The sequence below is a fragment of the Microbacterium sp. UBA3394 genome (genome assembly GCF_002358725.1).
GTDB classification, from domain to species: Bacteria; Actinomycetota; Actinomycetes; order Actinomycetales; family Microbacteriaceae; genus Microbacterium; species Microbacterium luteum.
This window is the reverse complement of record NZ_DEPK01000102.1, coordinates 54,448-66,804: the sequence shown is the minus strand read 5'-3', so window position 1 is coordinate 66,804 and position 12,357 is coordinate 54,448. Positions and strand designations below refer to the sequence as shown.

The 12,357-nt window shown below is 72.1% G+C and carries 11 protein-coding genes; 5 read left to right on the top strand and 6 right to left on the bottom strand.

Features of this window, described 5'->3' with window-relative positions; genetic code table 11:
* Positions 1 to 61: 61 nt before the first annotated feature.
* Complete coding sequence (locus B4E30_RS06370; RefSeq protein WP_286794081.1) at positions 62 to 931, top strand: helix-turn-helix transcriptional regulator; 870 nt, start codon at positions 62 to 64, stop codon at positions 929 to 931.
* Here the strand turns inward: B4E30_RS06370 and B4E30_RS06365 are convergent.
* Positions 870 to 1,505: an alpha/beta hydrolase gene (locus B4E30_RS06365; protein WP_286794079.1), complete on the bottom strand. Its 636-nt coding sequence runs from the start codon at positions 1,503 to 1,505 to the stop codon at positions 870 to 872. The two genes, B4E30_RS06370 and B4E30_RS06365, sit on opposite strands and share 62 nt — an antisense overlap.
* 70 nt (positions 1,506 to 1,575) lie before the next feature.
* Positions 1,576 to 2,529, bottom strand: coding sequence for a VOC family protein (locus tag B4E30_RS06360; protein WP_286794077.1), 954 nt, complete (start codon positions 2,527 to 2,529; stop codon positions 1,576 to 1,578).
* 242 nt (positions 2,530 to 2,771) lie between these two features.
* Between B4E30_RS06360 and B4E30_RS06355 the strand changes: the two genes are divergently transcribed.
* From B4E30_RS06355 to B4E30_RS06340, 4 genes are read left to right on the top strand one after another with little or no spacing between them, the layout of a single operon-like run.
* Positions 2,772 to 3,863: a maleylacetate reductase gene (locus tag B4E30_RS06355; RefSeq protein WP_414683188.1), complete on the top strand. Its 1,092-nt coding sequence runs from the start codon at positions 2,772 to 2,774 to the stop codon at positions 3,861 to 3,863.
* Positions 3,860 to 5,038, top strand: a complete 1,179-nt coding sequence (locus tag B4E30_RS06350) for a CaiB/BaiF CoA transferase family protein (protein ID WP_286794072.1) — start codon at positions 3,860 to 3,862, stop codon at positions 5,036 to 5,038. The genes B4E30_RS06355 and B4E30_RS06350 overlap by 4 nt, the downstream gene beginning before the upstream one ends.
* A complete protein-coding gene (locus tag B4E30_RS06345) occupies positions 5,031 to 5,882 on the top strand; it encodes a citryl-CoA lyase (RefSeq protein ID WP_286794070.1) in 852 nt (283 codons plus the stop codon). Before B4E30_RS06350 ends, B4E30_RS06345 begins: the two co-directional genes overlap by 8 nt.
* The gene (locus B4E30_RS06340; protein WP_286794067.1) at positions 5,879 to 7,087 is read left to right on the top strand and encodes a Bcr/CflA family efflux MFS transporter; all 1,209 of its coding nucleotides are present in this window, start codon (positions 5,879 to 5,881) and stop codon (positions 7,085 to 7,087) included. Before B4E30_RS06345 ends, B4E30_RS06340 begins: the two co-directional genes overlap by 4 nt.
* Before the next feature lie 12 nt (positions 7,088 to 7,099).
* On the opposite strand, the gene B4E30_RS06335 is transcribed toward B4E30_RS06340, so the two are convergent.
* The 4 genes from B4E30_RS06335 to B4E30_RS06320 form a co-directional block, all read right to left on the bottom strand.
* Positions 7,100 to 7,576, bottom strand: coding sequence for a nuclear transport factor 2 family protein (locus B4E30_RS06335; protein ID WP_286794065.1), 477 nt, complete (start codon positions 7,574 to 7,576; stop codon positions 7,100 to 7,102).
* A gap of 11 nt (positions 7,577 to 7,587) precedes the next feature.
* Positions 7,588 to 8,280, bottom strand: a complete 693-nt coding sequence (locus tag B4E30_RS06330; protein ID WP_286794063.1) for an ABC transporter ATP-binding protein — start codon at positions 8,278 to 8,280, stop codon at positions 7,588 to 7,590.
* Positions 8,277 to 11,030 carry an ABC transporter permease subunit gene (locus B4E30_RS06325; RefSeq protein ID WP_286794061.1) on the bottom strand — a complete coding sequence of 918 codons (2,754 nt, stop codon included), beginning with the start codon at positions 11,028 to 11,030 and terminating at the stop codon, positions 8,277 to 8,279. The genes B4E30_RS06330 and B4E30_RS06325 overlap by 4 nt, the downstream gene beginning before the upstream one ends.
* A 99-nt stretch (positions 11,031 to 11,129) precedes the next feature.
* Positions 11,130 to 12,332 (bottom strand): ABC transporter substrate-binding protein, encoded by a 1,203-nt coding sequence (locus B4E30_RS06320; protein WP_286794059.1) that lies wholly within the window; start codon positions 12,330 to 12,332, stop codon positions 11,130 to 11,132.
* Positions 12,333 to 12,357 lie beyond the last annotated feature (25 nt).

The window sequence follows — 12,357 nt, the reverse complement described above, 5'->3', positions numbered from 1 at the left end:
AGCGTTCGCCCGGGAACGGGTGCTCGCCACGCAATCGACGTCGCTGTCCGCTGACGGAGCCGTGATCTCTCTCCGACAGATTGAACCCGATGGCGTGCTCATTTCGGAGGGGGCCAGCAACGAGTTCATCGTGCAGCGGACGCCCGCCGACATCAGCGCGCACCCGTCCGACACGGTGATGCTCACCCTGCTGTTATCGGGGTCGGCCTTCCACCACCACCGCGGCGGCACAGTCGTGCTCGAGCCCGGGGACGCGCTCGTCCTGGACTCCGACCAACCCGGCATCCAGGGGTACTCCACCGCGAGCCGCGTCCTGTCGATCCGGCTGCCGCGCGCCCTGTTCACCCTCCGCACCGGCGAGCGTGCGATCCCGGAGCCGCGGATCGTGCGCCGGATGGTCACCTCCGGCGGTCACGGCCCCGACGACGAACGCATCGCGCGGCTGCGGGGCGCCCTGCGCGGCCGAATCGCCGCCGACCACGTGCGCGACGACGCGATCGCCTGCCTTGTCGCGGCGTGCGGCGGAAAGCGCCACGTAACCCTCGCGCGACAGTTTATCCTCGACCATTTAGCCGATACAGGGCTGAGCGTCCGACGCGTCGCGCAGGGCCTGTCAGTGAGCGAGCGCCAGCTGGCGAGATCCTTCGCCGCCGAGAACGCCACCGTTGCCGCGACGATCACCGAACTCCGGCTCGCCCGGGGGCGCGCGATGCTTCGCGATCCGGCGTGGCGGACGCACACGATCGGCGAGATCGCGGAGAAGGTCGGGTTCGGGTCGCCGTCGAGCTTCGCGCATGTGTTCCGCCGTCAGTACGGGCACTCCCCGAGCGACGAGCGTCCTCGCACCTCCGAGACCCGCCCGGCGCCGGTCAGATTGACCCCGCCTCGGCGATCAGAGCCGAGCCCGTGGCGAATGCCTCGTCCGAGATGATGTGCTCGATGCCCGGATCGATGCGGACGTCGACGTCGCTGCCGCGTCGACGCAGCTCCGCCGCCGTCTGCCGCACGCGATCGGCGGGGACGAAGGGGTCCTCCGAGATGCTCCTCATCACGACGCGCCGCGCGGGAGTCCCCGCAACGGATGCCGCCGGCGGCTCCGCCGCCAGGAACCCGCCCGTGAACAGCAGGGCGGAACCGGCCGTGGGCTCGCGGGAAAGCAGCCAGTCGCTCAGCAGGCACGCGCCCTGCGAGAACCCCCACACGACGATCCGCGCGGGTGGGAACCCCACCCGCGCGATCCGCTCGTGCGCCGCATCGACGACGGCGAGAGCCGAGGTCAGCGCGGGCTCGTTCTCCTCGCGCGGCCGCTGGAACGGGTGCGGGTACCACGTGCCGCCGGCCGCCGCGGGGGCGAAGAACCGGGTCGGCGCCGCGGCGAAGCGCGCCGAGGCCTCCCGCATCCATTCCGGCGACAGTCCGCGGCCGTGCACCGCGAGCACGGCGACGGTGGCCGTGGCGGCGGGCTCGCCCCATTCGGCGAGTGCGGCGGAGGGGTCGTGGACCATGGTCGCTCCGTTCGGGTGGACCGGGGGCCGGCCGGCTCGGCGGCGCGATCGGCCGGCCCCCGGAGCCTGCTCAGGTGGTGATGGGCTCGAGCTGCGACATGATCGACACCCGCTCGTTCTCGAACTGCGGCGGGAGCATGAAGGCCTTGCCGAGCTCCTCGGGCGACTCGTCGCAGTCCCAGCCGCCCTCGTTGTGGGTGACGGCGAGCTCGAACAGCGCGCCGCCCGGCGTACGGACGTAGTGCGACTTGAAGTAGGTGCGGTTCTTGAGTTCGGAGATGTCTGTGTACCCGGCGCCCTCGATGTCGAACTTGACCGCCTCCTGGTTCTCCAGGGTGTCGAGGTTCCACGCGAAGTGGTGGTAGGCGCCCGCGCCGTAGCGCCAGGTGCCCTGGTCCTCGGTGCGGTTGCCGGTCAACTCGATGAAGTTTCCGAACTCGGCCGTCCCGACGCGGAAGCGGGCACGGTCGCCCTCCTCCTCGATCGCGCTCGAGGCGAAGAACACCTGCTCGGCGAAGTCGACCATGCGGTCCTGGTCGTAGACGTGGATGCCGACGCCGTAGAGACCGTGGATCGCGTACTCGGCCGGGACGCCGTTCTCGGTGTAGCCGACGCGGGTGTCTCCGGGCTGCTCGATCAGCACGTACTCGATGCCGCAGGGGTGAGCGAACTCCACGCGCGGCGTGCCGAACGCGTCGGTGCGGACGTTGTCCACGCCGTGCTCGGTGAGGCGCCTGCTCCAGTACTCGAGCGAGTCGACCGGAACCGAGAGCATGACCTCGCGCGCCTGGTTGGTGCCGCGGCTGCCGTAGATGCCGTGCTGCGCCCACGGGAACGTCGTCACGACCGACGAGGGGTCGCCGGCGGCGTTGGAGTAGTAGAGGTGGTAGACGGGGGTCGACCCGTCGTACAGCACCGTCTTCTTGATGAATCGCAAGCCCAGCACGCGGGTGTGGAAGTCGACGTCCTCCTGGGCGCCGCCGACCGACAGCGTCACGTGGTGGGAACCGGTGAGATAGGTCACGGAGAGTCCTTTCGCCTGTGTTCTTCTTCTTCGAAGCAGCGTTCGCGCATCGTCGTCGACCGCTTGCCGAGATCGTATGCGCGTGAATCAGCCTGTCGTCCGGAAGCGGCCGACTCGTTCACGCGAGACGGCACGCTTAGTCACATCGGACCGCCCAGGCGCCCCCCGAGCCGTCCCGCGCGGGATGCTGGAAAGCACTCGCACCCTTCCCCAGCAGGACCTTCCCCGACGAGGAGACGATGATGTCAGCGCAGTCCACTCCCCTCCGCTTCGTGCACGACGCCCTGCCGCAGCGCGTGCTGTTCGGCGCCGGAGCGGCGTCCGAGCATGTGCGAGACGAGGTCGAGCGACTCGGCGCCCGGCGCGTCATGGTGCTCGCGAGCGCCGACGAGGCGCAGCTCGTCGCGCGGGCGGCCGGCCGGATCGAGCCGGTGCTCGAGTGGACCGAGATCGCCCAGCATGTTCCGGTCGACATCGCCGTCGCGGCCCGCGCGGCGGCGATCGAGGCGTCGGTCGACCTGCTTGTGTCCGTCGGCGGCGGCTCGACGACGGGGATGGCGAAGGCCATCGCGCTCGAGACGGGACTCCCCATCATCGCGGTCCCGACGACCTACGCCGGCTCCGAGGCGACGAACGTGTGGGGCCTGACCGAGGCCGAGCGCAAAACGACCGGCGTCGAACCCCGCGTGCTGCCCGTCAGCGTCGTCTACGACTCCGAACTCACCCTCAGCCTTCCGGTCGCGCTGTCGGTAGCATCCGGACTCAACGGCATCGCGCACTGCGTCGACGCGCTGTGGGCGCCGCGCGCCGACCCGATCAACGCTGCCCTCGGCGCCGAGGCCATCCGTGCCCTCGCCGGCGGCCTCCGCGGCATCGTCGCCGACCCGCAGGGGCTACCGGGACGCGACGAGGCGCTCTACGGCGCGTACCTCGCCGCCGTGTCGTTCGCGTCGGCGGGGTCAGGGCTGCACCACAAGATCTGCCACGCGCTCGGCGGCACATACGGCCTGCCGCACGCGCAGACGCACGCCGTCGTCCTCCCGTACGTCACGGCGTTCAACGTCGACTCGGCCCCGGACGCTGCCCGGCGGCTGCAGGCGGCCTTCGGCGCCGACGACCCTCTCGCCGGTCTCGTCGCCCTCCGAGAGGAGCTAGACGCGCCGCGGGCGCTGCGGGACCTCGGGTTCGAGGAGGCGTCCATCGAGGAGGCGGCGGAGATCATCCTCCCGTCGGTGCCGCCGACCAATCCGCGTCCCGTCGCGGCCGCCGACCTCGTGCGCATCCTCCGCGCCGCGTGGGCCGGCACCGACCCGGCGGAGCTGAGAGCGCGGTGACGGGCGCCCTCGACGGCATCGTCGTCGCCGACCTCTCGCGCGTGCTCGCCGGTCCCTACGCCACCCAGCTGCTGGCCGACCTCGGCGCCGACGTCTTCAAAGTGGAGTCGCCCGCGGGCGACGAGACACGGCACTGGATGCCGCCGGAGACGGGCGGCGTGTCGACGTACTACCTGTCGGTCAACCGCGGCAAGCGCTCGGTCGTCCTCGACTTCGCCGATCCGGACGACCGCGGCACGGCCCACCGACTGGTGGCCCGTGCCGACGTCGTCATCGAGAACTTCCGCCCCGGCGCCCTCGCCCGCTTCGGACTCGACCACGCCTCCGTCGCGAAGCTCAACCCCGCGGTCGTCTACTGCTCGATCAGCGGCTTCGGCTCCGGCGCGGGCGCCGCGCTCCCCGGGTACGACCTCATCGTGCAGGCGATGTCGGGGCTCATGAGCATGACTGGTGCGCCCGACGGCGACCCGCAGCGCAGCGCCGTGTCGGTGTTTGACGTGATGACGGGCATGAACGCGGTGATCGGCATCCTCGCCGCGCTGCGGCACCGCGACCGCACCGGCGAGGGTCAGCACGTCGAGGTGAACCTCCTCTCGACCGCCCTCGCGGCGATGGCGAACCACGCGGTGGCGACCGTCGCGACCGGCGCTCCCCCGCGCCGGTGGGGGAACGCGCACCCGAGTCTGTTCCCCTACGAGCCGCTGCCGACGTCCGACGGGCTGCTCGTCGTCGTCGCCGCCAATGACCGCCAGTTCGCGCGGCTGGCGGAGACCCTCGGGCACCCCGAGTGGGTGGACGACGCCCGCTTCGCCTCGAGCGCCGACCGCAACACGAACCGCGAGGCGCTCCGAAGGCTCCTCACCGCCGCGCTGGCGACGCGGACGAGTGCGGACTGGTTCGCGGCACTCACCGCGGCCGGTGTCCCGTGCGGACCGATCAACACGCTCGATGAGGGGATCGCCCTGGCGGAGCGCCTCGGCCTCGACCCCGTCCTGCGACTGGGCGCGGACGGCGCGGATGGCGCGGTCGGCGCGATCCCCGGCATCCGCTCGCCGCTGCGGCTGTCGGCGACGCCGCCGCGGTATCGGGGCGCACCTCCGGTCCTCGGCGAGCACACGGCGACGGTCCGCGACGAGCTCCGCGACGAGACGAGAGGCGGTGCCCGCGATGGGTGACCGGCAATACCGCACGGCGATCGGCGAGAGCACCCCGACCGGCATCCGCGTGATGGGAACCGACATCGGCGACCTCATGCGGGACGTGTCCTTCGGCGAGCTCGCCTACTGGCTCGCCGCGAGACGGCGACCGACGGCCGGGCAGCGTCGCGTTTTCGAGGCCGTACTGGTCGGCCTCGCCGACCACGGCTTCACCCCCACCGCGCTCGCCGCACGCCTGACGTACTACAGCGCGCCCGACGCCCTGCAGGGCGCGATCGCGGCTGGGCTGCTCGGCGGCGGGTCCCGCTTCCTCGGCGTAACGGAGGACACCGGGCGCTACCTGAGCGACGCCGTCGCATCGCACGGGCACCTCGCCGCCGACGACGCGGCGGGGTGGGATGCCGCGGCGCGCGGCATCCTCGCGCGCAGTCGCGCCGAGGGCCGGCGGCGGGTCCCGGGGCTCGGCCACCCCGTGCACACCTCCGACCCGCGCGTCGCGGCGCTCGTCGGGATCGCGCGCGCCGAGGGCGTGTACGGCCCGCACCTGGCTCTGTTCGAGGGGATCGGGCGCGTCCATCCCGACGTGCTCGGCGTCCGGCTGCCGCTCAACGGCGCGGGCGTGTGCGGCGCGGCGCTCGTCGACGCCGGACTCCCCGTCACGATGCTGCGCGGCTTCGCACTCCTCGCCCGCACCGCCGGTCTCATCGGGCAGCTCGCGGAGGAGGAGATCGACCCGATCGCCCCGCTCCTCTACGCCGACGTCTCGGACGCCGCGGTGTACGCGCCGCCCGACGCCGGCCCCGCGTCCGCGTCCGGCGAGCGCGGCGACAGTGGCCACGGCGGCCACGGAGACCTCGCGTGACGGCGACCAGGCCCGAGCCGGCGTCGCCGCGGTTCGCCGCGCTGATCGCCGTGCTCGGCGGGCTGTCGCTCCTCGGCCCCTTCGGGACCGACACCTTCCTCCCCGCCCTCCCCGCGATCGCGGCCGATTTCGCCGTGCCGGCCGATCGCGTGCAGCTGACCCTGTCGGCCTTCACGCTCGGCATGGCCGCCGGACAGCTGATCCTCGGCCCGATCTCGGACCGCATCGGACGACGGCTGCTGCTGATCGCGGGGCCGGCGGCCGCGGCCGCGGCATCCGCCGGCGCCGCGCTCACGGGGTCGCTCCCCGTGCTCGTCGCGGCCTGCGCCGCGATCGGAGTGAGCGCGTCGGCGGGAATGGTCGTGGGCCGCGCGGCGGCGGCCGACGTCACCGATGCCCGCACCGCGCCCCGCGTCTTCTCGCTGCTCGGCATGATCACCTCCACCGGCCCGGTCCTCGGGCCGCTCGGCGGAGCGCTCGCGCTCGCGCTCTGGGGGTGGCGCGGCATCTTCGCCGCTCTCGCCGTATTCGCGGCGATCCTCGCCGTCGCGGTGTGGATCGGCGTGCCCGAGACGACGGCGCCGCGGGCTCCGGGGCGCCGAACGCACCTCCTGCGCGACTGGGCGCTGGTCGTCCGCGCCGAGGGATACCTGCCGAACGCGGCTGTCGTGTGGTTCGGCTTCGGCGCGGTGTTCGCCTACATCTCGGCATCGCCGTTCCTGTTCCAGGAGACCCTCGGCCTCTCTCCGGGCACGTTCGCCCTCGTGTTCGCCGTCAACGGCGTCGCCCTCATCGGCGTCAGCCTCCTCACCGCGCTCGCGGCGACCCGCGTCGGGCCGCCGCGGCTCGTCGCGACCGGCCTCGCCCTGATGTGCGCCGGCGCGGCCGTGATCGCCGTCGGCGCGGCGCTGTCGGTCGCGGTCGCGGCCGGATGGCTGTGGCTGGCGGCGGTCGGCATGCTCCTGCTCAACGCGAGCATGGGTCTCGTCTTCGGTCCCGCGACCGCCCTCGCCGTCGCTCACAACCGGCCGCGGGCGGGCACCGCGATGGCGCTCATCGGCTGCGTCCAGTTCATCGCGGCGGCCGTCGCCGCGCCGCTCGCCGGCGGCGGCGCGGTGGGCTTCGCGGTCGTCGTGGGCGCGTGTGCCGCCCTCGCCGCCGTCTCGTTCGCACTCGGGCGCCGCTCGGCGCAGAGCGCCAGCTGAACCCGGCTGCCGTCAGACGACGTCGCCCATCGTCATGAGGATCGAGGCCGCGTCGCCCGTCCAGCCGGACACCCACGCGTGCTCCCACCGCCGCGCCGTGATGCGCCACCCCCGCGGCAGCCGGGTGAGCTCGTCGATATAGCGGCCGTGCACCTGGTAGAGACGCGTCCCGCGATCATCCGACACCGCCCACGGATTGAGCGTCTTGGACACGGTGCCGGCCGTGTGGCGGTCCGCACCGAAGTCGATCACGAGATTCGACGTGATGTGGAAGCGGTGCATCCCGCCGCCGTCGAAGAACCCTCCCGCGCGCATCTGCGCGAACGTCATGACCGGCCCTGCGGCGTCGCGGTAGTCAAACCGCGTGTCGTCGACGAAGACGCGCTCGGCGAGGGCGTCGTAGTCGGGCAGATCGACGCAGTTGACGTAGCGCGCGTACAGGTCGAGGATCTCGAGTCGGTCGGAGATCTCGGCGATGTCCATCGGCATCCCCGCTACGATCAGGCCGAGGCGAGGTAGAGATCGCTGATCGCGTGCGGGTCGTCGCGCAGCTCGGCGGCGGGGGCCGAAAGGGCGACCGTGCCGCGGGCGAGCACGACGGCCGTGTCGACCATCGCGAGCGCCACCGGGACGTGCTGCTCGACGATGAGGACCGCGGCGCCGTCGTCCGCCGCGGCGCGCAGCGCCGCCAGCAACCGCTTCACGATCAGCGGTGCGAGACCCAGCGAGAGCTCGTCGGCGAGGATGACGCGCGGCCGGGCGGCGAGGATGCGGCCCACCGAGAGCATCTGCTGCTGCCCGCCCGAGAGGAGGCCCGCGCGCCGATCGACGTGCTCGCGCAGCTCGGGGAAGATCTGCAGCGCCGCCTCGACGCCGCCGCGGCCGAGCCTCAGGTTGTCCCGGACCGACAGCGGCGCGAAGATGCTGCGGTCGTCGGTAAGGAGCGCGAGGCCGGACCGCGCCGCCTTGTACAGCGAGCCCGGGTGGGCGGCGCCGAGCAGTGTCAGCTCCCCCGCGACGGCGCGCTGTGAGCCGGCGAGGGTCAGCACCGTCGTCGTCTTCCCCGCGCCGTTGGCGCCGAACACGCCGATCATCTCGCCCGCGCGCAAATCGAGGTCGACGCCCGAGACGATCGCCTGGCCGTTGTAGCCGGCATCCAGACCCTTCGCCGACAGCAGCACTTCACCGGTCATGACGTCACCTTCCCCGAAGCGATGGGATCAGCCGCGGAGTCGCCTGCCGCGGAGTTGCCGCCCGCGGAGTCGTCGGCGCCGAGATAGGCGGCGATGACGGCCGGGTCGCCGCGCACCTCGTCCGGCGTGCCGCGTGCGATCACGCTGCCGAAGTCCATCGCGATGACCTCGTCGGAGACCCCGAGGACGAGCTCGACGTCGTGCTCGATGATGAGGACCGCGATGCCCCAGTCCTCGGCGAGCGCGCGCACCAGGGTCCGAAGCTCCGCACGCTCCTGGGCACCGAGCCCCGCGGCCGGCTCGTCGAGCAGCAACACCTGCGGCCGCGCCGCGAGGGCGCGGGCGATCGCGAGGAGCCGGCGCTCGCCGTAGGAGAGGTCGGCGGGGGCGTCGTCGAGCCGGTGCTCGAACTGGAAGGTGCGCACGGCCGTCCGCGCGGCGGAGCTCAGCCGCGGCTTGCCCGGGACGATCCCGGCGATCAGCGTGTCGTACCAGCGGCGCTGCTCCGACGCGACGAGTAGGTTGTCGAGGATCGTGAGGTCCTCGAACAGCTCGAGCGACTGGAAGGAGCGGCCGACCCCTGCCCGGCCGCGCGCCGCGGGGGTGAGGTGGGTGAAGTCGCGACCGTCGAGCGTGATCGTCCCGGCGCGCACCGGGGCGAACCCGGTGATGGCGTCGACGAGGGTCGTCTTGCCGGCGCCGTTCGGGCCGATGATCCCGAGCACGGAGCCGGGTCGCACCTCGATGTCGACCGCCTTCAGCACCCGCGCGGCCCCGAAGACGACATCGAGCCCCGATACGCGCAGCGTCGCGGGCTCGACCCGGTGGGGCTCCACCTCGCCGATCTCGACACGACTGCGGGCGCGGGTGCGCTCGGCCGCCCGCGGGTTGATCCTGCGCCACAGGTTCGAGAAGTCGCGTTGCAGGTTCGCCGCGACGCCGCTGGGGGCCGTCACGACCGTGACGAGCAGCAACAGACCGCCGATGAGGTTGAACCAGCTGCCAGTGGAGATGAAGCTCAGCAGCTTGTTGACGATCGCGCCGGGCTCCATGGCGCTGGCGACGATCGTGCCGCCGACGTAGCCGATGCCGCCGACCGTGCTCTGGGCGATCGCGTTGATCGAGTACGACGGGTCGAAGCGTCCGCCGGGGTTGCCGAGGGTCACGACGAGGTTTGTGAACGCGATGAGGATGCCGCCGATGCCGGCGATGAGGCCGGAGACGACGAACGCGTAGAGCTTCGTCCGCGGGACGGAGATCCCCACCGCCGCCGCGGCCCGCTCGTTGCCGCGCACCGCCACGAGCCGGCGACCGACGGCGGAGCGACGGAGGTTCAGCACCGCGAGCGAGGTGAGGACGAAGACGATGAGGGTGAAGATCGCGTACCGGCGCGGGTAGTAGATGGCGCTGATGTCGAGCCCGAAGATCGTCGGGTTGCCGACGTTGAGCCCGGCGATGCCGTTCGTGATGACGCTGTTGTCGAAGACGAGGGCCTGCAGCGCCACCGCGAGGCCGAGGGTGACGACAGCGAGCGCCGTTCCCCGGGTGCGGACGGCGGGGAGGCCGACGAGGAGGCCCACGGGCGCCGTCGCGAGAACGCCGACGATCGCCGCCGGGAGGAAGGACCACCCGAGGTTCGCGACGAGCTGCGCGGCGACGAGGGCGGCGACGCCGGCCAGGCCGAACGAGACGAGCGAGAGCTGGCCGGCGTAGCCGGTGACGACGACGAGGGACAGCAGCACCGTGGCCGCGACCAGGCCGGCGGTCAGCGCGGCGACCCAGGCCTCGGGGAGCACCCACATCACGAGGACGAGCGTCACGGCGGTGGCGATGCCGATCGGCATCCACGGGATCCGTCCCGAGCCGATCTTCGGCAGCCGCTCGTTGGATTCGCCGCGTGCCGGGAGCGAGCTGCCCTGCAGGGCGAGGAGCACGACGATGACGAGGAAGGGCAGCGCCTCGGTGAGGCCCGGGATGGTCGTCAGGCGGGAGATCTGCGCCTGCGCGATGCCGATGACGACCGCGCCGACGAGCGTGAGCCAGAAGGCGCTCAGCCGTCCGAGCAGCGCCGCCGAGAGGATCGGGACGATGAGGGTCAGCGACAGGGTCGGGGCGAGCGAGGTGATCGGGGCGAGCATCGCGCCGGCGAAGGCGGCGAGGCCGCCGGCGAGCGCCCAGTTGATGAGGCCGACGCGGCGGGGCGACCAGGAGCCGAGCGCCGAGAGGGCCCGCTCGTTGACCGACAGCGCGGTCGTGGCCAGCCCGAAGCCGGTGAAGCGGTAGACGGCCCACAGGGCCGCCGTGAGCACGACGCCGATCCCGATGATGATGAGCCGGTCGATGCCGACCGGCACGCCGGCCAGCGACACGGTCGCGGTCGGGAACAGCGGCGGCACGATGATGGGGTTGTAGCCGTAGCGGAGGTTCAGGATCGACTGCAACGTCAGCAGCACACCGATCGTGGCGATCGCCTTGGTGAGCGGGCTCGCGTGACGCAGCGGCCGCATGACGAGCGTCTCGACGAGGAGCCCGACGGCGACACCCACCAGCACCGACAGTGCGAGGGCGATCGGCGCGGGCGAGAAGGAGAGGAACTCGTTGTAGGCGTAGGCGGCGGTCAGGGCGATCGCGGCGTGCGAGAAGTTGATCACCCGCGACGAGCGAAAGATGACGTTCACGCCGAGGGCCAGCAGCGCGATGATCACGCCGGCGGCCGCTCCGTTGACCGTGAATCGGAGGATGTCGATCATCGACGGGTCCTTTCGGGGTGGTGGTCGGGGGAGGCGGCGCCTCCCCCGACCACCGGGTCGGAACGGGGCGTTCGGAACCTGACGGTCAGAACGCGTCGCTCAGAACAGGCCGCTCAGATCGAGCTTGTCGCCGTTCGGGACAAACACCCCGTCCTTGGCGACGTAGGGCTGGTAGACGCTGCCCGCGGCGCGCGGGATCGGCGGGAAGAAGCCTGAGTCGGTCGCGAAGTCGACCGGCGCGGTCAGCCCGGTGTCGAGCGTCGTGCCCTTCGCCTGGAGCGTCTCGAGGAGCGATGCGGCGGTGAGGTCGCCCGAGACCTTCTCGCCGGCCGCCTTGAGCATCAGGACGGCGTTGTACGAGTTGATCGCGGTCTCATCGATCGTGACCTTGTCGTCCTTCGCCTTCATGTCCGCGATCGCCTGCGTGATGCCCTCGGTCTTCGTGGACGGGAAGTCGAACGGGGAGAGCACCTGCACGCCCTCGGCGCCGTCGCCGAGCTGGGCGAGGGAGGACTCGGGGAAGGCGATCGTCGAGAGGGCGACGTTGATGAAGTGGTCGCCGGTCTGCGCGAGCGCGTTGATGATGGCGGCCGAGTCCTGCGCGCCGCCGCCGTAGATCACGCAGTTGCTCGCGTCGGCGATGCGCGCGGCGACCGACGTGAAGTCGGTGGTGTTCGCCGGGTAGGGCACGAATGTCATCTCGACGCCCAGTTGCTCGCCGACGGGCTCACCGAAGTCGGTGTATGCGCCCTGCGAGGCCGCGGTGTCGACCGCGGTGATCACCGCGGCCTCGCAGCCCTGCTCCTTCAGGCTGACGACGGCGGCGAGGTTCGGGGCGCCGGCGGTCATGACCGGGAAGGAGACGTCGTTGGTCGACTCCTCCGCGCTGATCGCGACGTTGCCGAGGTACGGGATGCCCGCGGTCGCGAGCTGGGGGACGATCGAGTCGCCGAAGAGGGTGAAGGCACCGACGACGGCGATGACCCCCTCCTGGACGGCCTGGCGACCGCAGGCGGCCGCGCCGTTCGCGCTCATCTGGTCGTCGCAAGCGATCAGGTCGATCTGTTGGCCGGCGACGCCGCCGTCGCCGTTGACACGACCGACGGCCGCCTCGGCGGCGGTCTTGATCTGCGACAGGGGGAACGGCGGCTGGGTGAACGAGCCGAACACCATGACCTTGACCGAGTCGCCCGAGGCATCCCCGGGGCCTGCGGCCGGGCCGGATTCACCCGCACAGCCGCTCAACGCGACGGTTAGAACGGCCGCGGCCGCGAGAGCGGCACTCCACGTGGTCCTTTTCACAAAAGCCTCCTTGCTTTGCCACCGG

Excerpts from the sequence above, each read along its gene's own strand:
- B4E30_RS06365 (WP_286794079.1), bottom strand. The coding sequence starts at position 1,505 with ATGGTCCACGACCCCTCCGCCGCACTCGCCGAATGGGGCGAGCCCGCC.
- B4E30_RS06355 (WP_414683188.1), top strand. The coding sequence starts at position 2,772 with ATGTCAGCGCAGTCCACTCCCCTCCGCTTCGTGCACGACGCCCTGCCG.
- B4E30_RS06345 (WP_286794070.1), top strand. The coding sequence starts at position 5,031 with ATGGGTGACCGGCAATACCGCACGGCGATCGGCGAGAGCACCCCGACC.
- B4E30_RS06335 (WP_286794065.1), bottom strand. The coding sequence starts at position 7,576 with ATGCCGATGGACATCGCCGAGATCTCCGACCGACTCGAGATCCTCGAC.
- B4E30_RS06330 (WP_286794063.1), bottom strand. The coding sequence starts at position 8,280 with ATGACCGGTGAAGTGCTGCTGTCGGCGAAGGGTCTGGATGCCGGCTAC.
- B4E30_RS06325 (WP_286794061.1), bottom strand. The coding sequence starts at position 11,030 with ATGATCGACATCCTCCGATTCACGGTCAACGGAGCGGCCGCCGGCGTG.